Genomic DNA, 26,500 nt, shown 5'->3' with positions numbered 1-26,500 from the left:
CTGCGGCCTTGAGCCGCACCCCGCTCCGCCGTCATCCCTTCGAGGGGGCCGGGCGCTCAGCGGGACGGGTGCTCCGCGGACGCCGTGGTCGGCCCACGTCCGCCGCACCGCCAGAACCACCCGGCGCAGGCGGAGCCCCCGCCGCGCCACGTGCGCCCCTCCCACGCGGAGTCGCGCCACGTGCGGCCGGACCGGTCGCCGTCCCGCCACATCCGGCCGGTCCGGTCACCCGGGGCGAGAGCCGCGCCGGTGTCGGCCCGGACGACCGCCGGCCGGCTCCTCCTGGGGCCGCGAGCGCCGGCCCGGCCGCGCGCCGTCAGCGTCATGCGCCGGCCCGGCCGGCGGCGGGGACGCGGAGGTCCCCCGTCCGGGTGACCGGGACGGCGCGGGCCCTCCGGGACGCGGTGCGGTGCGCCGTCTCCGGTGGAGACCCGCCCCCTCCACAGAAGGACACCCGATGCGTGCCCTCCGCCGTTCCGCCGGACTGGTGGCCCTCGCCACCGCCGGTCTCCTGCTGACCGCCTGTGCCGGGTCGCCGACGGCGCCGGCCGGCGCCGCTCCCGACGCCGTCAGCATCGCGATCGGCGAGCCGGAGAGCCCGCTCGTGCCGGGCAACACCGTCGAGGAGTACGGCGCCCAGGTCGTCTCCTCCCTCTGGACCGGGCTCGTGGAGTACACCCCCGACGGCTCGGTCGAGTACACGGGGGTGGCCGAGTCGATCGAGTCGCCCGACAACACGACCTGGACGGTCCGGCTGCGCGACGGCTGGACCTTCCACGACGGCTCGCCGGTGACCTCGTCGTCGTTCGTGGACGCCTGGAACGCCACCGCCTACGGCCCGAACGCGATGGCGGGGTCCTACTTCTTCGCCAACGTGGTGGGCTACGGCGAACTCCAGGCGCCGGTCGGCGAGGACGGCGAACCGCTCGGCGAACCGGCCGCCACCGAGATGAGCGGACTGCGGGTCGTCGACGACCGGACCTTCACCGTCACGCTGACCGCGCCGTTCGCCCAGTTCCCGGTGACCGTCGGCTACAACCCGTTCCTCCCGCTGCCCGAGGCCTACTTCGAGGACCCGGAGGGCTTCGGTGTCCGTCCGATCGGCAACGGCCCGTTCCGCGCCGCGGAGGACTACGTCCCCGGGGACGGCGTCACGCTCACGCGCTACGACGACTACGCCGGTCCGCGGGCGGCCGCGGTGGACGCCGTCGAGTACCGGGTGTACGCCGACGCGACGACGGCGTACACCGACGCCCTCGCCGGCGTGCTCGACGTCGTCCCGAGCGTCCCGGCCGAGGCCGCGGGGACCGCGGAGGAGGACTTCGCCGGCCGCTACGTGGAGAGCGATGCTTCGACCTTCACCTTCCTGGCACTGCCGCTCTACGACGAGCGCTACGCCGACCCCCGGGTCCGGCAGGCGCTGTCGATGGCCATCGACCGCCAGGCGATCGCCGACGCGCTGTTCGCGGGCACCCGGCGTCCCGCCGACTCCGTGGTCGCGCCGGTCGTGCCGGGCCACCGCGACGGCGCCTGCGGGTACTGCGAGCTCGACGTCGCCCGCGCGGACGCGCTGCTCGACGAGGCTGGCTTCGACCGCAGCGAGCCGATCGAGCTGTGGTTCAACGCCGGCGCCGGCAACGACGCGTGGGTGGAAGCGCTCGGCAACCAGCTGCGGGCGAACCTGGGGATCGAGTTCGTCCTGCGCGGCGACCTGGCACCGGCCGAGTACGGCCCGCTCATGGACGAGCAGGGCATGACCGGGCCGTTCCGCATGGGCTGGGCCATGGACTACCCGAGCCCGCAGAGCTACCTGGAGCCGCTCTACTCGACGCAGGCCCAGCCGCCGGCGGGGGCCAACGTCGCCTTCTACGCCAACCCGGCGTTCGACGCCCTCGTCGCCGAGGGCAACACCGCCGCGACGAGCGAGCAGGCGATCGCGGCCTACAACCGGGCCGAGGACGTCCTGCTCGAGGACATGCCCGTCATCCCGCTGTTCTTCCAGGTCACGCAGTCCGTGTACTCGGCCGACGTGTCCGGCGTGGTGGTCGACGTCTTCGGCCGGGTGGACACCGCGTCCCTCACCGCCGTCGACTGACCCCGCGGACCACGAGAGCGGCCCCTCCCGGGTGGGAGGGGCCGCTCTCGTGTGGAGTGCGCCATCAGGGACTCGAACCCCGAACCCGCTGATTAAGAGTCAGCTGCTCTGCCAATTGAGCTAATGGCGCGTGTCGCCCGGCTGGCCGGGCTCCGAGGGAAGACGATACCAGCGCCCCGCGGGCGGACGCCGCGGGGGCGGGGCGCCGAGACGGTGCCGTTCCGCACATCGAGGGGACACTGGGCCCGGACACGCCGTGCCCGACCGGGCAGCGGGCGGTCGGGGACGAGGAGGCAGCAGGCGTGCGACGGACAGCGGCGCTGGTCACGGCGGGGGTGCTGGCCCTGCTGAGCGGGTGCACCGGGGCGGGCGGCGAGTCGTCCGCGGCCGCACCGACGACCGAGGACGCCCCGCCGGCGCGGGTGTCGCTGCTGCCCGCCGACGGTGCGGCCGACGTCGCGCCGTCGTCCCCGGTGGAGATCTCCGTCACCGACGGCGAGCTGTCCGAGGTCACCGTCACCGACGGCGCGGGCGCCGCCGTGCCCGGGCAGGTCACCGACGGCCCCGCCGAGGGCACCGAGCTGTGGACGCCGGACGAGGACCTCGCCTACGGCACCACGTACACGCTGACCGCCACCGCCGCGAACGCCGACGACGAGCAGGCGGAGGCCACCAGCACCTTCACCACGGTGACGCCGGCCTCGGTGAGCACGCCCTCGATCGGCCCGCTCGACGGCCAGACGGTCGGCGTCGGCATGCCCATCCGCGTGTACTTCGACGAGCCGGTCACCGACAAGGCCGCCGTCGAGAGCCACCTGCTGGTCACCAGCTCCACGCCGACCGACGGCGTCTGGAGCTGGATCGACGACACCGAGGTGCACTTCCGCCCGTCGCAGTACTGGCCGGCGCAGACCGACGTCACCCTCGACGCCGACCTCTTCGGCGTCCCGTTCGGCGACGGCGTGTGGGGTGAGAAGGACCGCACGGTCAGCTTCCGCGTCGGGGAGCGGCACGTCTCCGTCGCCGACGCGAGCACCCACCGGCTGCAGGTCTTCGACGGCGACACGCTCGTCCAGGACTTCCCCATGAGCGCCGGCAGCCCCGACAACCCGAGCTACAACGGCCCGCACGTGGTCACCGAGCTCAACGCCGACCGGGTCATGGACTCCAGCACCTACGGCGTCCCGGTGGACAGCCCCGAGGGCTACCGCACCCCGGTGAAGTGGGCCGTGCGGCTGTCCGACAGCGGCGAGTTCGTCCACGGCGCCCCCTGGTCGGTGGCGCAGCAGGGCCGGGAGAACGTCTCCCACGGCTGCATCAACCTCTCGAACGAGAACGCCCGCTGGTTCTACGAGTTCTCCCAGCCCGGTGACGTCGTCGAGATCGTCAACTCCGACGCCGGCACGCTGACCTCCGACATCGCCGACTGGACCATCCCCTGGGACGAGTGGCAGGCCGGTTCCGCGCTGAAGTGATCTCCGTTTCCGGGCGTCCGCGCCCGGGCACCCCCCGCTCGACCCGAGGAGGGGGACCACCGTGGACACCTGGTTGATCGTGCTCATCGTCGTCGTCGCGCTCGTGCTGCTGGCGGTGCTGGCGCTGGCCCTGGCCAAGCGCAACAGGGTCGCCGGGGCCCGGCGCCGCGAGCAGCAGCGCCAGCAGGCGCGCGAGCACCTCGAGGAGGCCCGCCTGCGCGGCGCGCAGGCGGAGAAGGAACAGGCGCTGGCCGAGGAGCAGGCCGCCCGCGCCCGTCGCGAGCGCGCCGAGGTCGAGGAGCGCACGCGGCTGGCCGAACAGGAGGCGCGCGAGCGCGCCGCGCACGCGGCGGAGCACGCCAGCGCCGCCGAGCGGCTGCGCGCCGAGGCCGAGAAGCTCGCTCCCGGGCTGGCCGACCAGAACGGCCGCGCGCACGTGACCGGCGACGGGCCCGGGGGTGCCACCCGCCGCTGAGCGGCCACCGCTCAGTTCCGGCGGCCGGCAAGGTCTGTCCTCCGAGCGGGGCCGGCCGGGCCCCGCCGGGACCGGGAGGACACCCGTGGCCGACCTGCTCGCCATCGGCACGCGCAAGGGGCTGTGGCTGGCCCGCAGCGACGACGAGCGCCGCACCTGGACCCTCGACGGTCCGCACCTGGTGGCCCAGGAGGTGGCCGCCGTCGCGGTCGACGTCCGCGGCGCGGAGCCCCGCGTGCTCGCCGGCGTCCAGTACGGGCACTGGGGGCCGACCGTCACCTGGTCCGACGACCTCGGGCGCACCTGGTCGGAGACCGACGAGGGCGCCATCCGCTTCCCGGCCGGCACCGGCGCCGCGCTGGCCCGGGTCTGGCAGTTGCGCCCCGACGTCGCCGCGCGTCCCGGCGTCGTGTGGGCCGGCTGCGAGCCCCACTCGCTGTGGCGCAGCGAGGACGGCGGCGAGACCTTCGCGCTCGTCCGCGGCCTGTGGGACCACCCGCACCGGCCCACCTGGGAGCCCGGCGGTGGCGGCGGCGCCGTGCACACCGTGCTGCCGCACCCCACCGGCGACCGCGTGGTCGTGGCGATGAGCGCGGGCGGTGTCTACGTCAGCGAGGACGGCCGCGACGGCTGGGCGCCGCGCAACTCCGGGATCACCGCCCCCTTCCTGCCGGAGCCCGCGCCCGAGTACGGGCAGTGCGTGCACAAGGTCGCCCTCGACGCCGGCGACCCCGACCGGCTCTACGCCCAGAACCACTTCGGCGTCTTCCGCAGCGACGACGCGGGGCAGCAGTGGGAGTCGATCGCCGCGGGCCTGCCGGCCGACTTCGGCTTCCCCGTGCTCGCCTCGCCGCGCACGCCGGGCACGGCCTGGGTGGTGCCGCTGGTCGCCGACGCCGACCGGACGCCTCCGGGCGGGCGCCTGCGCGTGCACCGCACCCGCGACGCGGGGGAGAGCTGGACCGAGCTCGGCGCCGGCCTGCCCGGGGCGTCCTGGACGGCGGTGCTGCGCGACGCCGCCTGCGTCGACGAGGGCGACCCGACCGGCGTCTACGTCGGCACCCGCGACGGCTGCGTCTACGCCAGCGCCGACGAGGGCGACACCTTCACCACGGTGGCGCAGCACCTGCCCGACGTCCTCTGCGTGCGCGCGGCCCGGCTGCCGTGAGCGTCGAGGTGGTGCTGCCGGGCGTGCTGGCCGACCTCGCCGACGGCGAGCGGCTGCTGCGGGTCGACCCCGCGGCGCCCACCGTCGCCGGCCTGCTCGACGCGCTCGCCGCCCGGCACCCCGTCCTCGAGCGGCGGATCCGCGACGAGACCGGCGCGCTGCGCCGGTTCGTGAACGTCTACGTCGACGGCGACGACGTCCGCTTCTCCGCGGGCGTGCGGACCCCGGTGCACGACGGCGCCGTGGTGCAGGTGCTGCCCTCGGTGGCCGGGGGTTGAGCGCTCAGAGGCGCGCGAGCTCCGCGCACTCGGCGCACAGCTGGTGCTCCTCCAGCTCGGAGGGCGGCCACTCCACCTGGTCGTCGACGGCGACGTAGGCCCCGCACAGCGACTTGCGGCTGCGGCCGTGCACCCGGCCGATCGTGGCGTGCGCCGGCCCGATCTGCCGGGGCTGGAGGCCCTCCGGGCTGCCGACCGACCCGACCATCACGACGGCGTGGGCGGTCCCGTAGGCGTAGGCAGTCGTCATGGCGCCAGCGTCCGAGGCGGGAGGCGCCCGCGGCGGCACCCGGCGGGTGCGTGTCCGGCAGCCGGGGCGCAGCCGCCCCAGGTGCACCGGTCGTCACACCCGCGACGGCACCGGCGCCTCCGCCGGGAGGGCGCTGATGTGCGCCGCCGCAGCGCCGACCCACGGCTGCCCGGGGTCGAGACCCTCCGCGGTGGCGACGGCCCGCACGGCCGCCGTCGTCACCTCCAGCGGTGCGCCCGGCACCCGGTCGGAGGCGAGCTCGAAGACGAGCAGCGCCTTGAGCCGGCTCTCCAGCGGGAGTCCGTCGAGGGAGTCACGCCAGTCCGCCATGAACAGCAGGTGCCCGCCGGGCCCGCCGGGCATGCGGCGGGCCGGGCGCCCCGGCGTGTCGCGGACGTCGGGCGCGTCCTCGGTTGCGCCCTGCGCGGACCGGCGGGTGCCCCGGGGCGGCGGCGGGTCACGATGGGGCCACCGGCCGGACGCGCCGCCGGGGGAGGAGGACCGGTGACGCTGCCCCGGGCGCTGGTGCCGCTGCGGACGGCGGCCTACCGGCGGCTGGCGCTGTCGCTGGGGCTGTCCCTGGTCGCCAACGGCGCGTGGGCGGTCACCGCGGTGTGGCAGGTCGTGGCGCTCGGCGGCGGGCCGGCGGAGCTGTCGCTGGTCACCGGGCTGGCCGCCGCCGGGACGCTCGCCGCCACGCTGCCGGGCGGCGTGCTCGCCGACCGGGTGCCGCAGCGGCACCTGCTCGTGGCGGTGACCCTGCTGTCGGCGGTGCCGGTCGGCGTGGCCGGCCTGTTGTCGCTGGCCGGCGCGCTGCCGCTGGGGCTGCTGGCCGTCGTCGGCCTGCTCGGCGGGGTGGCGCTGGGGCTGCACTACCCGGCGTACTCGGCGCTGCTGCCCGCGCTGCTGCCGGCCGACCAGCTGCTGGCCGCGAACGGCCTGGAGGGCGCCATGCGGCCGGTCCTCTTCCAGGTGGCCGGGCCCGCGATGGCCGCGCTGCTGGTGGCCGCCGTGTCGCCGGGGGCGGCCCTGCTGGCCACCGCGGGCGCGTCGCTGGCCGCCACCGCGTGCGTGCTCGGCCTGCCGCTGCTGCCGGTGGCGCGCGGGCGGGAGGGGGAACCGCGGCACCCGGCCCGGGCCCTGCTCGGCGACCTGCGGGAGGGCCTGGCCTTCCTCGTGCGCACCCGCTGGCTGCTGGCGACGCTGCTGTTCGGCTCGCTGATGCTCCTGGCCACCACCGGACCCCTGCAGGTGCTCACCCCGTTCGCGCTGCGCGACCGGGCCGGCGGCGGGCCCTTCGAGCACGCGCTGGTGCTCGCCGGCTTCGGCGTCGGCGGGGCGCTCTGCTCGCTCGCCGTCGCCTCCCGGCCGCTTCCGCGCCGCTACCTCACCGCGACGATGGCCCTCTGGGCCGCCGGCTGCGTGCCGCTGCTGGCCTTCGGCGTCACCACGCGCGTCGCGGTCATGGTGGGCGCGGCCGTGCTGGCCGGCGCCGGCATCCACGGCGGCATGGTCCTGTGGGGGACCCTGCTGCAGCGCCGCGTGCCGCCCGCGCTGCTCGGCCGCGTCTCCAGCCTCGACTTCGTGGTCTCCGGCGCGCTGGTGCCCGTGTCGGTGGCGCTGGCCGGGCCGCTCAGCGAGGCCGCCGGCGCGGGGCCGGTGTTCCTCGTCGCCGGGCTCGCGCCGCCGGTGCTCGCCGTCCTCACCGTGCTGCTGGCGCGGATGCCCGCCGACGAGGCGGCCCACCCGCTGGACCGGCCGGCGCGGGTGCCCTGACGCCTCAGGCCAGCTGGGCGGCCACCAGCGGCTCGAGGGTCAGGTGCGGCTTGCCGTTGCGCACCATGCCCATGACCCACTTCGTCGTGAACAGCGCCAGCAGCTCCCCGTCGCTGCGCCGCATCACCTCGGTGCCGGAGCTGGCGGTGATGCCCGCGACCGACTCCTCGTCGGTGCGCATGGCCAGCGTGTAGGGCAGCGGCTCCAGGTGCACCGGCGCGGAGAACTCCTGCGCCATGCGGTGGGCGGCCACCTCGAACTGCATGGGGCCGACGACGGCGAACACGGGTGCGGCGTCCCCGCGGCGGTCGGAGCGCAGCACCTGCACCACGCCCTCGGACTCCAGCTGCTCGATGCCGCGGCGGAACTGCTTGTGCTTGGCGGTCTCCAGGCTGCGGACGACGGCGAAGTGCTCGGGCGCGAACGTGGTCAGCGGCGGGAAGGTGACCGGGCGCTCGGTGTACAGCGTGTCGCCCACCCGCAGCGCGGAGGCGTTGACCAGCCCGACGACGTCGCCGGGGTAGGCGGTGTCGATGCTCTCCCGCTCCCGGCCGAAGACCTGCTGGGCGTACTTGGTGGCGAAGGGGCGGCCGGTCGGGCCGTGCGTGACCACCATCCCGCGCTCGAAGACGCCCGAGCAGACGCGGACGTAGGCCAGCCGGTCGCGGTGGGCGGCGTCCATGCCCGACTGCACCTTGAAGACGAAGGCGCTGAACGGGGCGTCGACCGGGCGCGCGACGCCGTCGTCGTCGGGCCGCCCGGCCGGGGCGGGCGCGAGGTCCACGAGCACGTCGAGCAGGGCGGCCACGCCGAAGTTCGAGACCGCCGAGGCGAACAGCACCGGGGTGGTCACGCCGGAGAGGAACAGCTCCTGGTCGTGCGCGCCGGAGGTCTCGTCGAGCAGGTCGACCTCCTCGCGGGCCTGCGCCCAGGCCTCGGGCTCGCGGGCCTCCGCCGCCTCGGGGGAGAGGACCTCCTCGGGGGCGATCGTGGCCCCGCCGGCGGTGCGCGTGTAGCGCCGGTAGCTGCCGTCGCGCCGGTCGAGGACGCCGCGGAAGTCGCCGGCGATGCCCACCGGCCAGGTCAGCGGCGTCGGGGTGAGCCCGGTCCGCTCGGCCACCTCGTCCATCAGCTCGAGCGCGTCCTTGCCGGGGCGGTCCCACTTGTTCACCACGGTGACCACGGGGATGCCGCGGTGCCGGCACACGGCGAAGAGCTTCATCGTCTGCTCCTCGAGGCCCTTGGCGGCGTCGATGAGCATGACGGCGGCGTCGACGGCGGTGAGGACGCGGTAGGTGTCCTCGGAGAAGTCGGCGTGGCCCGGGGTGTCGAGCAGGTTGACCACCGTGTCCCGGTAGGAGAACTGCAGCGCGGCCGAGGTGATGGAGATGCCGCGGGCGCGCTCCATGTCCATCCAGTCCGACACCGTGCCGCGCCGGCCGGCCTTGCCGTGCACCGCGCCGGCCTGGCCGATGACCCGCGCGTGCAGGGCGAGGGCCTCGGTCAGCGTGGACTTGCCGGCGTCGGGGTGGCTGATGACGGCGAACGTCCGGCGCCGCGCGGCCTCGGCGACGACGTCGCCGGGGGAGGTCCCCGCGTCGTCGGGGCGGGGCGGGGCGGTCGTGGTCATGCGGAGGTCTCCCGGGGTGGTGCGGTGGTCGCCGGAACGGCGGAGGGGCGGCGGCGCGCACGCCCCGCGGCATCCTGGTGCAACAGCCGCGGCGCCTGCCGCAGTCCCGATCCGACCACGCCGGGCCCCGTGCTCCGTCACGGGGCCCGGCGGCTCAGCAGAGCAGCGCGGCCACGTCCTCCCACGACCCGGCGACGGCGGTGACGCCGACCTCGCGCAGCGCAGCGGCACGGTCGCGCCGTTGCGCCTCCGGGACGAACTGCAGGATCCCGATCGTCGGGTGCCCGGCGGCCACCGCGGAGCGGGCTCCGTTGACCGAGTCCTCGACGGCGACCGCCTCGACCGGGTCGACACCGAGCGTGGCGCCGGCGTGCAGGTAGACGGCCGGGTCGGGCTTGCTGGTGGGCTCGGGCAGCGAGTCCTCGGCGCTGAACCGGCTGCCGGGGGTGAACAGCGGCGCCAGGCCGGTCACCTCGAGGCAGGCGGCGAGCCGGGACGCGGCGCTGGAGGTGACCGCCGCCAGTGCGTAGCGGCGGGCCAGGCGCTCCAGCGGGCCGCGCACCGCGGGGTCGGGGCGCAGGACCGTGCGGAGGTGTGCGGTGACGACATCCTTCTCCTCCACCACCCAGTGCTCGAGGTCGGCACCGCTCAGCTCGCGCCCGTGCGCGGTCGCGAGCTGCCCGGCCGCGGCCCGGAAGTTCTTCCCGTTGGTCATCCGCTGCAGCTCGTCCGGGCCGTAGGAGCGCCCGGCGCCGAGGCCGGCGAGGAACCGGTTGGTGACGTCGGCCGACGCCGCGTACGCGGGCTCCTCGGAGGGGAACAGCGTGCCGTCGGCGTCGCAGAGCAGAGTCGTCACCGCGGCCGGGTCGAGACGGTGCGGGAGCCCGGCGCTCACGCGCGCGCCCCGTCGCCGGCCAGGAACTGCTCGATGACCTCGCGGGGACCCTGCCGGTCCAGGGCGGACAGCGCGGCCTGCACGCAGTCGGCGAACCGCGGGTCCTGGCCGACGTGGTCGAACACCGACCGCTCGGCCAGCAGCGGCCCGGCGTCGCCACCGGCCTCCTGCGCGAGCGGCACCAGGTCGGGACGCGGGCCCTGGATCGGGACCTCCTCGCCGGCGTAGTCGGACCCGCGCAGGTAGCGCAGCCACCCGGCGACGGCGAGGCACAGCAGCCGGTGGGGCCGCCCCGTCTCCACCGCCGCCCGCACCGACGGCAGCAGGTAGTTGGGGATCTTGCTCGAGCCCCGGCGTCCCAGCCGGGCGAGCTGGTCAGCCATCCGTGGGTTGGCCAGCCGGTCGAGCAGGGTGGCCTGGTACCCGGCCAGGTCGACGTCCGGGAGCTCCGGCAGGTGCGGGGCGATCTCCTCGGCCATCAGCCGGGCGAGGAAGGCGCGGAACACCGGGTCGGCCATGACGTCACCGGTGGTCCGGAGCCCGGCGAGGTACCCGAGGTAGGCGATGGCGCTGTGCCCGGCGTTGAGCAGCCGCGTCTTCACCGTCTCGTAGGGCGAGACGTCGTCGACGAACCGGACGCCGACCTCCTCCAGCGGCGGCCGCCCGTTGCAGAAGGTGTCCTCGACCACCCACTGGCGGAACGGCTCGGTGGCCACCGGCCAGCGGTCGTCGACGCCGGTCGACGCGGCGAGGGCGTCCCGTTCCGCCGGGGTGGTGGTGGGCGTGATCCGGTCGACCATGCTGCTCGGGAAGGCGACGTTCGCGTCGATCCAGCCGGCCAGGTCGCCGCCGTCGCGCTCGTCGCGCAGCCGCGCGAACGACACCACCGCGGTGCGGGCCGCGGTGCCGTTGGAGGGCATGTTGTCGCACGAGAGCACCGTGAACGGCGCCCGACCGGCCACCCGCCGCCGGTGCAGCGCCTCCACGAGGTGGCCGAAGACGGTCTCGGGCCGGCCCGGGTCCTCGAGGTCGCTCGCGACGTGCGGGTCGTCGGCGTCGAACTCGCCGCTGTGCGCGTCGATCCGGTACCCGGTGCCGGTGATCGTCAGCGTCACCACGCGGGTGCGCTCGTCGGCGAGCGCGTCGAGGACCGCCTCGGGGTCGTCGGGGCCGTACAGGTAGCGGGTCAGCGCGCCGACGACGGTGGCGCGGTCGCCGTCGGCGGCACGCTCCACGACGGTCCACAGCCGGTCCTGGCCGGCGAGCACCTCGCCGATCTCGCGGCTGTGCAGGCCGACGCCCACGAGGCCCCACTCGGTGTGCCCGCGACGGGCGAGCTCGTCGAGGTAGACGGCCTGGTGGGCGCGGTGGAAGCCACCCACGCCGATGTGCACGATGCCCGGGAGAAGGGCCGCGCGGTCGTAGGTCGGCACCGAGACCCCCGACGGGAGGTGGGGGAGGGCGCGCTCGGACAGGGCGACGGCGGGGGCCGCCGCCCGGGTGGGGGCAGAGGTCATCACGGACTCTCGGGAGGAGGAGCGGGACGGGGTGGCTGTTCACCCGTGGCCGCGCCGCCTCCATGCCCCCTGGCGGCCGATCCCAATCCGGAACGCGACCGGTGTGGTGCGCTCCACCTGCCGTGGGTAGGGGCCGGGTCCCTGAGCCGCGGGGACGCCGCACTCCCGTCCGGAGGCACCGTGCCCCTCCTGTCCTCCCTCCGCCCGCCCGGTCCGGCCCCGCTGCACGAGTGGACCGACGTGCCCGCCTCCGGGACCCGGGTGCACGCCCGCACCTGGCGCGCCGGCGGGGTGCCCGGCCGCACGCCGGTCGTGCTGCTGCACGGGCTCGGCCTGTCCAGCCGCTACCTCGTCCCGCTCGGGCGGCGGCTGGCCGAGCTCGGTCACGACGTCGTCGCGCCCGACCTGCCCGGCTTCGGCCGCTCGCCCCGCGATCCGCGGCTGCGCCGGCCCGGCGGTCCCGACGTCGCCACGCAGACCGGCCAGCTGCTCGAGTGGCTGGACGCCGCCGGCATCGGCCGGGCGTCCTTCTTCGGCAACTCGATCGGCGCGCAGGTCGCCGTCGAGCTCGCCGCCCGTCACCCGGAGCGGGTGGACCGGCTGGTGCTGTCCGGGTCGACCCCCGACCCGCGGTACCGGCGGCCGTGGCAGCAGTACCCCCAGGTGCTCCGGAACATGGTCTTCGAGGTGCCCGGGCTGCAGCCGGTGCTCCAGTCCGAGTACCTGTCCACGGGCGTGGCCCGGATGGTGCAGCAGCTGGTGCGCAGCGCCGACGACCCGGTCGAGCAGCGCCTGCCCGCCGTCACCGCGCCCACCCTCGTGGTGCGCGGCCGGCACGACCGGACGCTGCGGCAGGAGTGGGCGGAGGAGGTCACCCGGCTGCTGCCCGACGGCCGCCTGGTCGTCGTCGAGGGCGCCGCGCACAACGCGCACTGGTCGGCGCCGGACGTGTCGGCCCGGCTGGTGGCCGCCTTCCTCGCCGGCGAGGTGGACGACGACCGAGCCTCGGCCGGGCGCGACGTCGTCCCGCGGTCGCGGCCGGGGGACCCGCTGGCCGCGGCCCGGCCGCTGCCGGCACCGGTGCACGCCGCGCTCGACGTGGTCACCACCGTGGCGCTGATGACGGTGCCGTGGACGCGGCCGTGGGGGAGGCGGACCCGGCTGCCGCTGGCCGGGTTCGGCGCGTTGGGGCTGGCCGACACGCTGCTCACCGACCACCCCGCGGGGCTGGTGCGCGTCATCCCGCTGCCGGTGCACCTGAACCTGGAGGCGTCGGCCGGGCTGCAGCTGCTGACCGCCGCGGCCACCTGGCTGCGCGGTGAGCCCGCCGCGGGGCGCTGGGTGGTGGCTGCGCAGGGGGTGCACGAGCTGCTGCGGGCCGGGACGGCCGCCGCCCCGGCGGGCCCGGCCCGGCTCGTCCCGGTGCCCTGACGCCGGCGGAACGGTTTCGTCCGCTCCTCGCGGGGGCAGGGTCCCCGGGCACGGCCGGGTGCAACGACGCCGCCCTCCTCGCCGCGCGTGGCCCCAGGGTGGCAGCACCGTGAGCAGCAGAGCACCCCGTCCCGACCTCCGCCGGCGGGCGCTGGCCGCCGTGCCGACGATCACCGGCACGCCGTGGCAGCAGCCGTCCGCGCACCAGTTGCGCGGCATGGCGGCCGAGGCGGCGGTGGACCTCGGCTGGGGCCGGCTGGTCTTCGGCCAGACGTTCCCCGACCCCGAGCGGCTCGTCGAGGTGCTGCGCGGGGAGGCCCAGGGCCGGCGCGACATCTGCGTCTACGCCCGCGACCCGCAGGTGCTGCTCGGGCTCGCGCCGGGGGAACTGTTCCTCGACCCGTCGCTGACCTTCCGGCTGGACCTGCACCGTTACCGCCCCCGCCGGGACCCGGTCGCCGACGTCTTCGTCCGGACGGTGACCTCGCCCGACGACGTCGCGGGCATGCTGCGCGTCGTCCGGCTCGCCGGGATGGTGCCCGGGGACCCGGCCACCGTCTGGCAGGGCCACTCCGACCGCACCGTGCGGTACCTCGTGGCCGAGGACCGCCGCACCGGGCGGGTCGTCGGCACGGTCACCGGGGTCGACCACGTGCGCGCCTTCGGCGACCCGGAGGGCGGCAGCAGCCTGTGGAGCCTGGCCGTCGACCCGCACGAGGCGCCGCCGGGCACGGGCGAGGCCCTGGCGCGGGTGCTCGCCGAGCGCTACCTCGCCCGGGGGCGCAGCTACCTCGACCTCTCGGTGCTGCACGACAACGCGCCCGCGATCGCGCTGTATCGCAAGCTCGGCTTCCGGCAGGTGCCGGTGCTGGTGGTCAAGCGCTGCACCGCGGTCAACGCGCGGCTGTTCATCCCGGCCCCGCCCGGCCTGCGCCGGCTGGCGCCGGCCGCCCGGGTGCTCGCCGACGAGGCGCTGCTGCGGGGCCTGCGGGTCGAGGTCACCGACGCGGAGGCGGGGGAGCTGCGGCTCACGCTCGGCGCCCGCAGCGTCGTGACGCGCGAGTCGCTGTCGGAGCTGACCTCCGCCGTGGCCCTGAGCCGGTGCGGCGACGCCGGCGCCACCCGCCGCGCGGTGGCGCGCGCCGGCGTCCGGGTACCCGACGGCGAGGAGGTCCCCGGAGGGCAGGAGCTCCGGGTGCTCGTGGTCGACGGCGCGGTCGTCGCCGCCGGGGTGCGCCGCCCGCCCACGGTGGTCGGCGACGGCGTGTCCGACGTCGCGGCCCTGGTCCGCCGGGCCGGCCGGCGCCGCGAGCGGTCCAGCGGAGGACGGTCGCGGATCCCGCTGGACGACACGACGGCCGACCCGCGGACCGGCGGCACCACCGAGGACGTGACCGAGGGGCTGCACACCGACGTCGCGGCGGCGGCGCTGCGGGCGGCGCAGGCGCTCGGCGCCCCGGTGGTCGCCCTCGACCTGCGCGTCCCGGACCCCTGCGGACCGGAGCACGTCCTCGTCGCCGCCGACGCCCGGCCGGACCTGTCGGTGCACGCGCCGCAGCCCGCCGCAGCGCGCGTGCTCGACCTGCTGTTCCCCGAGACGCGCCGGCGCTGACGGGGCGGCACACGGAGAGGCCCCGGTCGGCGAACCGACCGGGGCCTCTCGGTGGAGGGTGAGTGACGGGGCTCGAACCCGCGACACCCAGGATCACAACCTGGTGCTCTACCAGCTGAGCTACACCCACCGCGCGCCCTCCCGGACCGTGCGGAGCCGGGGAGCACGGACGAGGATACCGGAGCCGCTCAGCCCTCCGACGCAGCCGGGGGTGTGACGCCGGGCGCGCGCGCCGGCGGGGTGGCGTCGGCGGCGGCCAGCACGTCGGCGAAGGTGCCGGTGACCTCGCCGGCGGCGCGCTGCGCCTGCGACGTCGAGGGGCCGGGCAGGTCGACGAACAGCGTCCGCCGGTAGTAGGCCAGCTCGCGGATCGACTCGATGATGTCGGCCAGGGCCCGGTGAGCGAGGCCCTTCGGCGGCTGCGCGAAGTACACCCGCGGGAACCAGCGGCGGGCCAGCTCCTTGATCGAGCTGACGTCGACCATCCGGTAGTGCAGGTGGTCGTCGAGCTCGGGCATGTCGCGGGCGAGGAAGCCGCGGTCGGTGCCGATCGAGTTGCCGCACAGGGGAGCGGTGCGCCGCTCGGGCACCCACCGCTTCACGTAGGCGAGCACCTGCTGCTCGGCCTCGGCGACGGTGAGGGTGGAGGCGCGCACCGCCTCGGTCAGCCCCGACTTGGCGTGCATCTCGGTGACGACGTCGGCCATGCCCTCCAGGTCGGCGTCGTCGGCGGAGATCACCAGGTCCAGTCCCGGGTCGAGGACGTTGAGCTCGGAGTCGGTCACGACGACGGCGACCTCGATGAGCTTGTCCCGGCCGAGGTCCAGCCCGGTCATCTCGCAGTCGATCCAGACCAGGTGCCCGCCGTTGTCCGCCACGGCGACCGACCCTACGTCGCTCCCGCCGCGGCGTCCCGTCCGTCCCGGCCGCCCCGCGCGTCCGCCGTTTACCGCACGCGGCACACCGGCGCCAGTCAGGGGGTCGGAATCAGCCGTTCGCGCCGGTAGCCTCGGCCCATCCCGTTCCGCCTGCCTGGGAGTCCCGCGTGCCCCGACCCGCCCCCTCCGCGCCCGCCCGGACCGTGCCGCCGGCACCGGGCTCCCTGGGCGCCGGGCTCCGGCACCCGGTCGCGCTGCTGCGCTGGCTGTGGCTGGCCTACATGACGCCCGGCCGGCCCGGGCGCGGGACCACCCAGCAGGAGCTGCGCTGGATCTACACCGCCTGGCTCGGCGCGTTCCTGCTCAAGATGCTCGGGTCGTCGTGGGACGTGTCCTGGCACTTCAAGTGGCTGCGCGACGACCTGGCGCCCCCGCACCTGCTCAACTCGGCGGGCACCGCGGTGGTCATCGCGCTGGTGGTCTTCCACAGCTACACCGGCTACGGCGTCGACCGGCGCGCGCTGCGCCTGATGCAGGTCGGCATCGCCACGTTCCTCGTGGCCGTCCCGATCGACATCGTCAACCACCGGATCAACGGGCTCGACATCACCAGCTGGAGCCCGAGCCACGCGTTGCTCTACATCGGGACGGCGATCATGCTCGCCGGCGCGATCCGCGGCTGGTGGCTGTACGCCGCGCCGGGCCGGGTCCGCGGCCTGGTGTCGCTGGGGCTGTGGCTGTTCTTCGCCGAGAACGTCGTCTTCCCCAACCAGCACCAGGAGTACGGCGTCCTGTCGCTGCGCGCCTACGAGGCGGGGCGGACGACGGCCGAGCAGCAGCTCCTGGACTTCGCCGCCTCGCAGGGCCAGACGCCCACGATGTTCATGCTGCCGGTGCCCTCCTGGGTGCACCCGGCGTGGCTGCTGTGCGCCGGCCTGCTCTCGCTGGTCGTGGCGCGCAGGGTCGTCGGCCTGCGGTGGACGGCCACCACCGTCGCCGGGATCTACCTCGCCTACCGCGGGGTGATGTGGCTGGGCCTCGTGGCGCTGGACTTCCCGCCGTCGGTGCTGCCGCTGGTGCTGCTGGTCGGCGCCGTCTGCATCGACCTCGCGGTCACCTTCCGGCTGCCCGGCTGGAGCGCGGCCCCGGCCACCGCGGCCGCCGTCTACGCCGCCGCCTGGGTGCAGGACGCCGCCGGGGTGCTGCCGCCGTGGAACTGGTCGTGGGAGTCGATCGCGCTGGTCCTGGTCTCGTTCACCGCGCTGTGGACGGCGGTCGACCTGGTCGCCCGCAGCCGCTGGCTGGCCGCCTGGCGGGAGCCGGTCGAGCCCGGCCGCACCGCCGCGCCGGCCCCCGCCCTGGGCGGCACGCCGGCCCGCTGACGTCCCGGACCGACCCGTCACATGACGTAGCGTCGGGCACGGACGCCCGTGTGGGCCCGTCCCCGGTCCGCGCCGCGCCCGTGCGCCCGCGCACCCCACCCGTTCCCCGGAGGACCCCGTGCTGCCCCTGACCCCCGTGCCGCCGCAGACGGCGGGGGAGCGCGCACTGTTCGCCGAGCTCGCCCGCTGGGACCGCGGGGGCGCGGTGCGCGGCGCCGTCGTCGCCTCGCTGCCCGTCGTCGACGGGCCGATGGAGCGGCGCATCTCCGACGCCGTCCTGTTCGTGCCCGAGGGCGTTGCCGTCGTCCGGGTGGCGGAGGTCCGCCAGAGCGGCGTGGTCACCGCGACCCCGGAGGGCTCCTGGACGATCGGCCCGGGCGCCGGCCCCGGCGAGGTGCTGCAGATCGCCGGCGGCGGCTCCACGCCGCTCGACGGCCTCATGCGCGCCGGGATGGACGCCGCGGTGCGGCTGCGCCGCGCGGGGCTCGAGCCGGGGCGGATCGCCCGGCTGACGGTGCTCGTCGGCGACCTGACCGGGCTCGTGCCCGCCGATGGCGACCTCGGCGACGGCGACCAGGTGGCCCTGTCGGAGTCGCGCTCGCTGCTGCTCGGCATCTCCCGCGCCGCCCGTTACGCCGGCGTGGACAACCCGCGGCTGTGGACCACCGCCGACGTGCGCGCCGCGCTGTCCGCGCTGGGCTACGAGGGCCGCGGTCCCACGGTCGAGGAGCTCAACGGCGAGGGCTTCCCGTACTCGCCCTACGTCCTGCGCCGCCGCGAGCTGCTGGCCCCAGCAGCGATGGCCGCCTCCGCCGCGGGCGCCGCCCCAGCGGCCGCGCCGGCCCCGTACACCCCCGCGCCGCCTGCGTCCGTCCCGGCGCCCGCTCCCGGGCGGGTTCCCGGCGGGCCGCTGGTCGACCCGGTGGCCGCCGCCGCGGTGGCCGCCGCCGCCATCCGCGCCGACGAGGAGGCCGCCGCCCGCGCCGCCGCCGCGGGGCTCGCGCCGGCGCACGCCGCGCCCGTGCCGCCGCCCGCCGCGCCTCCTGCCGGCCCTCCCGCGGTGCCGGTCCCGCCCCCCGCGGCGCCGGCCACCGCCCGCTTCGACGCGCCCGCCGTGCAGTCCGGCGCGGCCGTGCCGGCGCCCGTCCCGGCCCCGGCGCCCGCGCCCGAGCCGCCCGCCGACGAGACCGGCGGGCTCGGTGGCCTGTTCGGGAACGACCCCACCGGCCCGCCCGGTGCCGGCTGGCCGCACGCCGTCCCGGCGCCCGCCGCGCCGGCTCCGGCGCCGGCTCCGGTCCCGCTCGTCGGCCCGCGCCGGCGCCCGTCCGCCGACCGCCGCCGCCTGCTCCTGCTGGCCGTGGCGGGCCTGGCCGTCGTCGCCCTGCTGGTCGGGCTCGTCGTGGGCCTCGCCGGCGGCGGGGACGACGACGCCGCCGCGCAGGAGCCCCCGGCCCCCACCACCGCCCCGGCGACCCCCACGGCGGCCGGCCCCACGCCGGGCACGACCAGCGTGCAGGACGGGCGCACCTACGTCCTGCAGCAGGTGCAGACGGCCGACACCTGCCTCGGCAACGCCTACGGCGACGTCGCCAGCTTCTTCGAGTCCACCGACTGCGCCGGGCTGGCCCGCGCGCTGTGGTCGACCGACGTCGAGGGCCGCGACGTCGTCGTGTCCGTCTCGCGGGTGGACATGGGCGACGCCGCGGCCGCGCGCGAGCTGCGGGCGCTCGCCGACACCAACGGCAGCGGCAACGTGAGCGACCTGCTGCGCGAGGGCGTGCGCTACGCCGGCGGGCCCGATGGGCTCTCCGGCGCCGAGTACGCCAGCTCCGTCGCCGGCACCGTGGTGACGATCGTGGAGTCCTCGTGGGTCGACGGCGGCGACGGCGACACCGCCGATCTCGACGTCGTCGCCGGCACCGGGCTGGCCCTGCCGATGCCCGAGCCCTCCGCCGACTGAGCCCCTCGCCGGACCCGGACGGTCACGTCCGGCCCGTGGGGCCGGTGGGATCGGCGGGACGTCGTCGCAGGTCGTGGCGGCGTGTCGGCTCTCCCCGGGCTCCTCGCGCGGCGGCGCGCGACACCCTCCGTGCGGCTCCTGACGACGGTCGCAGGAGACCGTGTCAGGAGACCCCGTGCCCGCCCTGCTCCCTCGCTCCCCGTTCCGCCGCGGCGCCGCCCGCGGTGCCGCCCTCGGCCTGGGGCTGGTGGTGGTGGCCGGCGCGACCGCCGGCCCCGCCCTGGCGGGCCCGGAGAGGGGCGCCGGTAACGGCAATGCCAACAACGGGAACGCACCGGGGCAGGACGAGCCGACCGGGACTGCGCCGCCGCTCAACCCGACGCCTGGCAACGGGGGCGGCAACGCCAACGGGAACGGTCAGGGGACCGGCGGGGCCGGGGGCTCGGGTCAGGGTGCGCAGAACGGCCAGGGCGTCGGCGGCTCGGTCCCGGGCGGCAACGGCGCGGCGAACGGGAACGGCAACGCCACCCAGCCCGCCCCGGAGCCGGCGCCCATCCCGGTGCCCGCCCCGGTGCCCTCGCCGGAGCCGGCCCCCGAGCCCGAGCCCGGTCCCGCGGCGGAGCCCGCGGTCCGCGAGTACGCGATCACGCCGTCGTTCGGCACGGGCAAGTTCTTCGCCGACCTCGACCTGGACGCGAGCGGCCCGACGCCTCCGGACCTGGACCGGTCGGGCGTGACCTTCCGGTTCACCGACGTCCTCGACCCGACCGTGACGGGCACCTGCGCCACCGACGGCTGGGGTTCCTGCCGGCTGCTGCCCTCGACCACCGCCGACGAGGACGGCAGCGACGACGTCGCGTACCTCCCCGCCGGTGTCTACGAGATCGTCCGCACCGGGACGACCACCGGGTTCGCGGCACCGGACGTCACGGTCCTCGGGACGGTCGGCCTCGCCGGGTCGTACGTCCACATCCCCGGTGACGAGGAGTTCTCGACGCTGGCCAGCGTCTCCGTGGGGTCCCTCTTCCGCACCTCGGTGCAGACCACCGTCACGACTCCCGTCGACGACGGGGAGGTCCCCGTCGCGGGTGCCGGCTACCGGCTGACCGGCGACGCGTACCCGGTCGTCGACCTCACGGGAGGCGTCGGGCCGGTCGCGCTCACGGTCGAGGAGACGCCCGTCGACACCGACGGGTCCCCGCAGGCACCCGTGGCCGGGCAGGTCGACCTGGGGCGGGCCGTCAGCGACGAGGACGGCGCGCTCGTCCACCACGGCTGGTTCCTCCCCGGGGCGACCTGGACGCTGACGCCCGAGGTCACGCCCGAGGGCTTCGAGCCCGACGTCGAGTACACGGTGCCCGTCGCCGGCGGCGCCGTGACAGGCGACGTCGCGGTCGAGGTGACGCGGTCGCTGTCGCGGGTCGCGGAGGAGGGGTCCTCCGGCGGGGAGACCGGTGGCGACGGCGGCGCGGTCTCCGTGCCGGGCGGTGGGGGCAGCGGCCCGGCGGGTGGCGACACCGGCGGCACCGGCACCACGGGCGGGGACACCGGCGGCACGGGCTCGACCGGCGACGACCCCGGCTCCACCGGCGGCACCGGCTCCCCGGGCGGGACCGGCACCGGCGGCACCCCGACGACGGGCGGCACCGGGACCACCACCGGGTCGGTGCCGACCACGGGCACGTCCACCGGCCCCACCGACACGACGGGCACCGACACGACGGGCACCGGCACGGCCGCCGCGCCGGCGGGGACCGGCCGGGCGGCGACCGGCGGCACCACCGGCGGCACCGCGGGCGCGGGCGGCGACGCGGCGGAGGACGCCCCCGGCGCGGTGACCACGGCCGGGCGGACACCCGCGGCCGGCACGAGCACGGGCAGCGGCACCTCGCCCGCGCCGGTCGCCGACGCCGTCGACGAGCCCGCGCTCGTGACCACCGGCGGTGGGTCGGAGCTGACCCTCTGGGGCTCCGCCCTCCTGTTCGTGGCAGTCGTCGTGGTGCTCGTCGGGGCGCTGCGGCGCCGCGCCCGCCGTGCCTGACGGTCCGCGCACCGGCTGGTGGGCCCGGCTCCCCGTCGACGGGGAGCCGGGCTCGCCCGCGCAGCGGGTGCTGGCCGCCGTCCTCGGCGACGCCTTCCCGGCCGGCAGCGTCGTCGACCTGCCCGACGGTCGGTTGCCCGGGGACTGGCAGCTCCTGGTGCGCGCCGACGCGGCGGGGGACCGGGTGCGGTCGGTGCAGGTGGCGATGCCCACCGCGCCGCTGCTCTGGTACGTCGAGCTCCCCGAGCCCACGGCCGCCCCGCCGGCCACCACGCTCGTCGCCTTCTCCGACGCCCGCTTCCCCGACGGCACCGTGCTCACCGCCGCGGAGGCCCACCGCGCCGGCGTGCGCGGCGAGGAGCAGGTGGCCGCGCTGCGCTGGTGGACCGGGACGGGCCTGGTGCACCAGGTCTACGTCGGCCCCGCCCACCGCCGGCGGGGCGTGGGCACCAAGCTCGTCCAGGTCGGCTACGGGGTGCAGCACGCCCGTGGCGGCACCCCGCTGCACGGCGACGGGCGGCGCACCGACGACGGCGAGGCGTGGAGTCGTGGCCTGCCCGCCCACGCCGCCTGGCGGGTGGCCGAGCGGACCGAGCACCTGCCCTCCATGACCCCCGCCTGACCCCGCCCGGTCAGGCGGTCACGTCGACCAGCACCTTCCCGACGGCGCCGTCCTGCACCGCCTGGTGCGCCTGCGCGGTCTCGGCCAGCGGGAACACGTGCAGCGGCAGGCCGGCGTCCTCGCCCACCCGCACCGCGCCGTCGAGCACCGCGGCGTTGACGTCCTCGACGCCGATGACCTTGGCCCGCTCGGGCTCGGTGTAGACGAGCACGAAGTTCCACCGGGCGTTGGGGCCCATCTGCGCGCGCACCGGGATCGTCACCTCGGCGCCGCCGTCGTCGGCGTACATGGCCACCGCGGCGTGCATCCCGACGACCTGCGCGTCCACGGCGGCGTTGCGGGCCGCCGACACCTCGACGACGACGTCGACGCCCCCGGGTGCCACCTTGCGCACCTCGGCGACGACGTCCTGCTGCCGGTAGTCGACGACGTGCGAGGCGCCGGCCGCCGCGGCGAGCTGGGCCTTGCGCGGGCTGCTCACCGTGGCGATCACCGTGGCGTCGGCCCAGCGGGCGAGCTGGATGGCGGCGTTGCCCACCGCGCCGGCGCCGCCCTGCACCAGCACGGTGCGTCCGGTGAGCGAGCCGGGGCCGATCCGGTCGGGCACGGACTCGCCGAGGGTCAGGCAGCGGTGCGCGGTGAGGAACGGGATGCCGAGTGCGGCGCCGAGCTCGAAGGAGGGGTCGGCGCCGAGCAGCACCGCCTGGCGCAGCGGCACGACCGTGTACTCCGCGGCCGTGCCCCACGGGCGCTGCCAGGCGGCCTCCCACACCCACACGGCCTGTCCGGTGACGGCGGGGTCGACGCCCTGGCCGACCGCCTCCACGGTGCCGGCGCCGTCCTGGCCCGGGACCTGCCCCTCGGGGCCGGGCTGGGTGTTCGTGCGGGACTTCCAGTCGGTGGGGTTCACCCCGGCCCGCGCGAGGCGCACGAGCACCTCGCCGGGGCCTGGCTGCGGGGTGGGGCGGTCGGTGAGCTCGAGGACCTCGGGACCGCCGGGCCGGGTGTAGGTGATGGCACGCACGGCGCCGTCCTACCCGCTGCCGGCCCGCCGTTGCGCACGGCCTCGTTCCGCTCCGCTCACCCCGCGGGGTGAGCACGGCCGAGCGGAACTGATCCGGTACGGATGTGTGGCCGATACCCGCGGCATGGACGTACCCGTGCTCGGCCGCCTCCGCCGCTGGCTCCCCGAGGGGCGGCCGCTGCCGGACGAGGTCTGGCAGCGGCGGCACGCGGTGCTGCTGCGGCTGGCCGCGGTACAGGCGGTGGCGATCGGCGTCCTCGCGCTGGTCCGGGACCGGTCGCCGGGGGCGGCGCTGGCGGCGTCGGTGGCGGCCGCCTACCCGCTGGCGTTCTGCCTGCTCCCCGGGGCGTCCCGCACGCTGCGCGCCGCCGGGACGACGGCGAGCCTGCTGGCCACGTCGGTGCTGCTGGTGCACGTCTCGGACGGGCTGACCGAGGCGCACTTCCACTTCTTCGTCGTGGTCGGCCTGGTGTCGCTGTACCAGGACCGGCTCCCGTTCGGCCTCGCGCTGGCGGTCGTCGTGCTGCACCACGGCGCCGTCGGCACGCTCTTCCCGCACGCGGTGTTCGACCACGACGCGGCCTTCCGCGACCCGTGGCTGTGGGCGTGCGTGCACGGCGGCTTCGTGCTGGCCGCGAGTCTCGCCAACCTCGCCTCCTGGCGGCTCAACGAGCGGCAGGGCCTGCACGACCCGCTGACCGGCCTGGCCAACCGCACCCGCCTGGTGCAGGGCATCGTCGCGCGGCTGGCCCGGCGCGGCGGCCAGGTCAGCGTGTTGTTCCTCGACCTCGACGACTTCAAGGACGTCAACGACACCCGCGGTCACGCCGCCGGCGACGAGCTGCTCGTGGCCATCGCCGAGCGGCTGCGGGCGTGCACCCGCGAGGACGACGAGGTGGGCCGCCTGGGCGGCGACGAGTTCGCCGTGGTGGTCGACGGGGACGCCGACGAGGCGGCCGGGATCGGCGAACGGGTGCTCGCGGCGCTGGCCGAGCCGATCGACGTCGGGAGCCGGCCCCTGGCCGTGCACGTCAGCATCGGCGTCGCCGACACCCGCACCGCGGGCGACCGCCGCCCCGGCACGCTGCTGCGCAACGCCGACCTCGCGATGTACCGGGCCAAGGCGCTCGGCAAGAACCGGCTGGTCCGCTACGTGCCGGGCATGGCCGAGGCGGCCCAGGACGAGGTGGAGCTGCTGGCCGACCTGTCCCTGGCGGCGTCGGCCGGGCAGCTGGAGGTGCACTACCAGCCGACGGTCGACCTCGCCGACGGGCGCACCACCGGCTACGAGGCGCTGGTGCGCTGGCAGCACCCCGCCCGCGGGCTGGTGCCGCCGGCGGAGTTCATCCCGCAGGCCGAGGCCGGCGGGCAGGTGGTCGAGATCGGCGCCTGGGTGCTCGACCGCGCGGTGCGCCAGGCGGCGGCCTGGTCGGCGGAGGCCGGGCGGCCGGTCGGCATGGCGGTCAACCTCTCGCCGCGCCAGCTCGACGACGACGGCGTCGTCGCCCTGGTCGCCGCGACCCTGGCCGACGCCGGCCTGCCCGCGGGCCAGCTGACCCTCGAGGTGACCGAGGGGGTCCTGCTGCGCGACGTCGACCGCGTCGTCGGCAGGCTCGCGGCGCTGCGGGAGCTCGGCGTGCGGATCGCGATCGACGACTTCGGCACCGGCTACTCGAGCATGGCCTACCTGCGGCGGCTGCCCGCCGACGTGCTGAAGATCGACCGCAGCTTCGTCGCCGAGCTGGGCAGCGACGGCCGGTCCACCACGCTCGTGGCCTCGATGATCGAGCTGGCCCGCAGCCTCGGCCTGGAGGTGGTCGCGGAGGGCGTCGAGACCCGCGAACAGCACGCGCTGCTGGGCGACCTGGCCTGCTCGCACGCGCAGGGCTACCTCTTCGGCCGCCCGCAGCCGGCCCCGGCGCACGACCACGGGCCGCTGCCCGCTGCGTCCCCCTCGGGCCGGCGGCTGCTGCCCGCCACCTGACCCGGGGACGGCTGTGGCAGGCGAGACGGGATCGTCTACGTTGTGACCGCACCGTGACACCAGTCACACCGTGCGTACACCCTCGACGATGAGGACGTCCGTGCAGCCAGCATCCCACTCACCCGCCCGGCGCCGCCTCGGCGCCGCTCTCGCGGTCGCGACGGCCCTGTCCGTGTCCCCGCTCGCCGCGGGCGTGGCCACCGCCGCCCCGCCGCCCTCCACCAGCCCGACCGCGCCGGCCCTCGGGCCGAACGTCACCGTCTTCGACCCGTCCATGCCCGTCGGCCAGATCCAGGCGACGCTCGACGCCACCTGGGAGCGCCAGCGCGACAACGAGATGGGCACCGAGCGCTACGCCTACCTCTTCCGCCCCGGCACCTACGGCACCGACGAGCAGCCGCTGCAGATCAAGGTCGGCTACTACACCGAGATCGCCGGCCTGGGCGACCAGCCCTCCGACGTGGTCATCAACGGCAAGGTCGAGAGCTACAACCGCTGCCTCGGCGACGGCGGCACCAGCAACTGCATCGCGCTGAACAACTTCTGGCGCACCGTGTCCAACCTGACGATCGACGTCAACGCCAGGGGCCAGGACGGCTGCCGGTCCACCGCGAACTTCTGGGCGGTCTCCCAGGCGGTCTCGCTGCGCCGGGTGCAGGTCACCGGCGGCACGACGTCGCTGATGGACTACTGCACCGCCGGCCCGCAGTACGCCAGCGGCGGGTTCATCGCCGACTCGGCGTTCGGTGACGTCGTCAACGGCTCGCAGCAGCAGTGGCTGACCCGCAACAGCTCGGTCGGCTCCTGGTCCAACGGCGTGTGGAACCAGGTGTTCTCCGGCGTCGAGGGTGCGCCCGACGACGCGACCTTCCCGACCCCGCCGTACACGACGCTGGACACCACCCCGGTCAGCCGGGAGAAGCCGTACCTGTTCGTCGGCGACGACGGCCGGTGGAACGTCCGCGTGCCCGCCGCGCGGCAGGACACCCGCGGGGTGAGCTGGGACGAGGGGGCGACGGCCGGGCGGACCATCCCGCTCACCGAGTTCCTCGTGGCCACGCCGTCGACCCCGGTGCAGCAGATCGACAACCACCTGGCCCGCGGCGGGCACCTGCTGCTGACGCCCGGCGTCCACGACGTCGCGCGCAGCATCGACGTCAAGCGCGCCGGCACCGTGGTGCTCGGCATCGGGCACGCCACCCTGACCGCCGCCCGGGGCGCGGTGCCCATGACGATCGCCGACGTCCCCGGCGTCGTCGTGGCCGGCGTGACCATCGACGCCGGCACCGTCGAGTCGCCGGCACTGCTGCAGGTCGGCAAGCCCAACGGCGACGGCGGGCGGTCCGACGCGGCCGACCCGACGACGCTGTCCGACGTCTACTTCCGCGTCGGCGGCCCGCACGTCGGCAAGGTGGACACCGCGCTCGAGGTCAACAGCGACGACGTCCTCATCGACCACACCTGGGTCTGGCGCGCCGACCACGGCCTCGAGCCCTTCACCGCCGGCTACCTCGGGGACACCGACCGGTGGCGCACCAACACCGGCCGGGTGGGCGCGGAGATCAACGGCGACCGGGTGACCGCGACCGGGCTGTTCGTGGAGCACTTCCAGACGTACAACACGATCTGGAACGGCGAGGACGGCACCACGGTGCTGTACCAGAACGAGCTGCCCTACGACCCGCCGTCGCAGGCGGACTGGACCCAGCCCGACGGCACGCTCGGCTACCCGGGCTACAAGGTCGCCGACGACGTGCAGCGGCACGAGCTGTACGGCGGCGGGGTCTACGACTACCTGCGCAACGCGGGGCCGATCGTGACCGAGAGCGGCTTCGAGGTGCCCGAGACGCCCGGGGTGCGGCTGTACCACGTGCTGACCGTCCACCTCGACGCGTCCACGGCCGGCGTGATCGAGCACGTGGTCAACGACGTCGGGGCACCGGTCGACAACGACCCGGCGGGCACCCCGTCCTACGTGGTCGAGTACCCCTGAGGTCCCGGGGTGGG

The 26,500-nt window shown here is 76.4% G+C and carries 21 protein-coding genes and 2 tRNA genes; 14 read left to right on the top strand and 9 right to left on the bottom strand.

The features are described from left to right. The first annotated feature begins 457 nt into the window (after nucleotides 1-457). Nucleotides 458-2,095 (top strand): peptide ABC transporter substrate-binding protein, encoded by a 1,638-nt coding sequence (locus ACI79X_RS06890; protein WP_457024673.1) that lies wholly within the window; start codon nucleotides 458-460, stop codon nucleotides 2,093-2,095. Between the two features lie 57 nt (nucleotides 2,096-2,152). Here the strand turns inward: ACI79X_RS06890 and ACI79X_RS06885 are convergent. After that, nucleotides 2,153-2,225 (bottom strand) — tRNA-Lys (locus ACI79X_RS06885). A 172-nt stretch (nucleotides 2,226-2,397) separates the two neighbouring features. On the opposite strand from ACI79X_RS06885, the gene ACI79X_RS06880 reads away from it, so the two are divergent. From ACI79X_RS06880 to ACI79X_RS06865, 4 genes are all read left to right on the top strand, one after another. Next, nucleotides 2,398-3,570, top strand: a complete 1,173-nt coding sequence (locus ACI79X_RS06880) for a L,D-transpeptidase (protein ID WP_457024672.1) — start codon at nucleotides 2,398-2,400, stop codon at nucleotides 3,568-3,570. Between the two features lie 61 nt (nucleotides 3,571-3,631). Then, entirely contained in the window at nucleotides 3,632-4,045 is a 414-nt protein-coding gene (locus ACI79X_RS06875; RefSeq protein ID WP_457024671.1) for a hypothetical protein, read from the top strand. A gap of 85 nt (nucleotides 4,046-4,130) precedes the next feature. Continuing rightward, nucleotides 4,131-5,213 carry a WD40/YVTN/BNR-like repeat-containing protein gene (locus ACI79X_RS06870; protein ID WP_457024670.1) on the top strand — a complete coding sequence of 361 codons (1,083 nt, stop codon included), beginning with the start codon at nucleotides 4,131-4,133 and terminating at the stop codon, nucleotides 5,211-5,213. Then, entirely contained in the window at nucleotides 5,210-5,491 is a 282-nt protein-coding gene (locus ACI79X_RS06865; RefSeq protein WP_457024669.1) for a MoaD/ThiS family protein, read from the top strand. Before ACI79X_RS06870 ends, ACI79X_RS06865 begins: the two co-directional genes overlap by 4 nt. A 4-nt stretch (nucleotides 5,492-5,495) precedes the next feature. Here ACI79X_RS06865 and ACI79X_RS06860 read toward each other — a convergent pair whose 3' ends face one another. Beyond that, nucleotides 5,496-5,741 (bottom strand): hypothetical protein, encoded by a 246-nt coding sequence (locus ACI79X_RS06860; protein WP_454552936.1) that lies wholly within the window; start codon nucleotides 5,739-5,741, stop codon nucleotides 5,496-5,498. Nucleotides 5,742-5,834: 93 nt separating this feature from the next. Continuing rightward, on the bottom strand, nucleotides 5,835-6,104 hold the full coding sequence (locus ACI79X_RS06855) for a hypothetical protein (protein ID WP_457024668.1): 270 nt from the start codon (nucleotides 6,102-6,104) through the stop codon (nucleotides 5,835-5,837). A gap of 141 nt (nucleotides 6,105-6,245) precedes the next feature. On the opposite strand from ACI79X_RS06855, the gene ACI79X_RS06850 reads away from it, so the two are divergent. Further along, the gene (locus ACI79X_RS06850) at nucleotides 6,246-7,517 is read left to right on the top strand and encodes an MFS transporter (protein ID WP_457024667.1); all 1,272 of its coding nucleotides are present in this window, start codon (nucleotides 6,246-6,248) and stop codon (nucleotides 7,515-7,517) included. A 4-nt stretch (nucleotides 7,518-7,521) separates the two neighbouring features. Here ACI79X_RS06850 and ACI79X_RS06845 read toward each other — a convergent pair whose 3' ends face one another. From ACI79X_RS06845 to ACI79X_RS06835, 3 genes are all read right to left on the bottom strand, one after another. Continuing rightward, the gene (locus ACI79X_RS06845; RefSeq protein ID WP_457024666.1) at nucleotides 7,522-9,147 is read right to left on the bottom strand and encodes a peptide chain release factor 3; all 1,626 of its coding nucleotides are present in this window, start codon (nucleotides 9,145-9,147) and stop codon (nucleotides 7,522-7,524) included. A gap of 154 nt (nucleotides 9,148-9,301) precedes the next feature. After that, complete coding sequence (locus ACI79X_RS06840; protein WP_457024665.1) at nucleotides 9,302-10,003, bottom strand: HAD family hydrolase; 702 nt, start codon at nucleotides 10,001-10,003, stop codon at nucleotides 9,302-9,304. A 35-nt stretch (nucleotides 10,004-10,038) separates the two neighbouring features. Beyond that, nucleotides 10,039-11,559: a mannitol dehydrogenase family protein gene (locus ACI79X_RS06835; protein WP_457024664.1), complete on the bottom strand. Its 1,521-nt coding sequence runs from the start codon at nucleotides 11,557-11,559 to the stop codon at nucleotides 10,039-10,041. Nucleotides 11,560-11,739: 180 nt separating this feature from the next. On the opposite strand from ACI79X_RS06835, the gene ACI79X_RS06830 reads away from it, so the two are divergent. Beyond that, nucleotides 11,740-12,990: an alpha/beta fold hydrolase gene (locus ACI79X_RS06830; RefSeq protein WP_457024663.1), complete on the top strand. Its 1,251-nt coding sequence runs from the start codon at nucleotides 11,740-11,742 to the stop codon at nucleotides 12,988-12,990. A 109-nt stretch (nucleotides 12,991-13,099) separates the two neighbouring features. Continuing rightward, nucleotides 13,100-14,602 (top strand): GNAT family N-acetyltransferase, encoded by a 1,503-nt coding sequence (locus ACI79X_RS06825; protein ID WP_457024662.1) that lies wholly within the window; start codon nucleotides 13,100-13,102, stop codon nucleotides 14,600-14,602. A gap of 56 nt (nucleotides 14,603-14,658) precedes the next feature. Here the strand turns inward: ACI79X_RS06825 and ACI79X_RS06820 are convergent. Both ACI79X_RS06820 and orn read right to left on the bottom strand, forming a co-directional pair. Continuing rightward, a tRNA-His gene (locus ACI79X_RS06820) sits at nucleotides 14,659-14,733 on the bottom strand. A gap of 57 nt (nucleotides 14,734-14,790) precedes the next feature. After that, nucleotides 14,791-15,480, bottom strand: a complete 690-nt coding sequence (orn, locus tag ACI79X_RS06815; protein WP_457024661.1) for an oligoribonuclease — start codon at nucleotides 15,478-15,480, stop codon at nucleotides 14,791-14,793. 167 nt (nucleotides 15,481-15,647) lie between these two features. Between orn and ACI79X_RS06810 the strand changes: the two genes are divergently transcribed. The 4 genes from ACI79X_RS06810 (at nucleotide 15,648) to ACI79X_RS06795 (ending at nucleotide 21,485) form a co-directional block, all read left to right on the top strand. Beyond that, a complete protein-coding gene (locus ACI79X_RS06810; RefSeq protein ID WP_457024660.1) occupies nucleotides 15,648-16,862 on the top strand; it encodes a hypothetical protein in 1,215 nt (404 codons plus the stop codon). Nucleotides 16,863-16,980: 118 nt separating this feature from the next. Continuing rightward, a complete protein-coding gene (locus tag ACI79X_RS06805) occupies nucleotides 16,981-18,822 on the top strand; it encodes a hypothetical protein (RefSeq protein ID WP_457024659.1) in 1,842 nt (613 codons plus the stop codon). Nucleotides 18,823-18,997: 175 nt separating this feature from the next. Beyond that, nucleotides 18,998-20,863 (top strand): hypothetical protein, encoded by a 1,866-nt coding sequence (locus ACI79X_RS06800; RefSeq protein ID WP_457024658.1) that lies wholly within the window; start codon nucleotides 18,998-19,000, stop codon nucleotides 20,861-20,863. Then, nucleotides 20,856-21,485, top strand: coding sequence for a GNAT family N-acetyltransferase (locus ACI79X_RS06795; protein WP_457024657.1), 630 nt, complete (start codon nucleotides 20,856-20,858; stop codon nucleotides 21,483-21,485). Before ACI79X_RS06800 ends, ACI79X_RS06795 begins: the two co-directional genes overlap by 8 nt. Before the next feature lie 10 nt (nucleotides 21,486-21,495). Here ACI79X_RS06795 and ACI79X_RS06790 read toward each other — a convergent pair whose 3' ends face one another. Next, nucleotides 21,496-22,509: an NADPH:quinone reductase gene (locus ACI79X_RS06790; protein ID WP_457024656.1), complete on the bottom strand. Its 1,014-nt coding sequence runs from the start codon at nucleotides 22,507-22,509 to the stop codon at nucleotides 21,496-21,498. A 124-nt stretch (nucleotides 22,510-22,633) separates the two neighbouring features. Here ACI79X_RS06790 and ACI79X_RS06785 point away from each other — a divergent pair, with 124 nt between their 5' ends. Together ACI79X_RS06785 and ACI79X_RS06780 are read left to right on the top strand one after the other, a co-directional pair. Beyond that, nucleotides 22,634-24,493 carry a putative bifunctional diguanylate cyclase/phosphodiesterase gene (locus ACI79X_RS06785; protein ID WP_457024655.1) on the top strand — a complete coding sequence of 620 codons (1,860 nt, stop codon included), beginning with the start codon at nucleotides 22,634-22,636 and terminating at the stop codon, nucleotides 24,491-24,493. 100 nt (nucleotides 24,494-24,593) lie between these two features. Next, on the top strand, nucleotides 24,594-26,486 hold the full coding sequence (locus ACI79X_RS06780) for a glycosyl hydrolase family 28-related protein (protein WP_457024654.1): 1,893 nt from the start codon (nucleotides 24,594-24,596) through the stop codon (nucleotides 26,484-26,486). The last annotated feature ends 14 nt before the right edge of the window (nucleotides 26,487-26,500 follow it).

The organism is Geodermatophilus sp. SYSU D01119, assembly GCF_054049975.1.
The sequence above is the reverse complement of the archived record's forward strand: the minus strand, read 5'-3'. Positions and strand labels throughout refer to the sequence as shown.

Bases quoted from the DNA above. Each gene is read 5' to 3' on its own strand.
- ACI79X_RS06890 (WP_457024673.1), top strand. From the start codon at position 458: ATGCGTGCCCTCCGCCGTTCCGCCGGACTGGTGGCCCTCGCCACCGCC.
- ACI79X_RS06860 (WP_454552936.1), bottom strand. From the start codon at position 5,741: ATGACGACTGCCTACGCCTACGGGACCGCCCACGCCGTCGTGATGGTC.
- ACI79X_RS06855 (WP_457024668.1), bottom strand. From the start codon at position 6,104: ATGCCCGGCGGGCCCGGCGGGCACCTGCTGTTCATGGCGGACTGGCGT.
- ACI79X_RS06845 (WP_457024666.1), bottom strand. From the start codon at position 9,147: ATGACCACGACCGCCCCGCCCCGCCCCGACGACGCGGGGACCTCCCCC.
- ACI79X_RS06835 (WP_457024664.1), bottom strand. From the start codon at position 11,559: ATGACCTCTGCCCCCACCCGGGCGGCGGCCCCCGCCGTCGCCCTGTCC.
- ACI79X_RS06785 (WP_457024655.1), top strand. From the start codon at position 22,634: ATGGACGTACCCGTGCTCGGCCGCCTCCGCCGCTGGCTCCCCGAGGGG.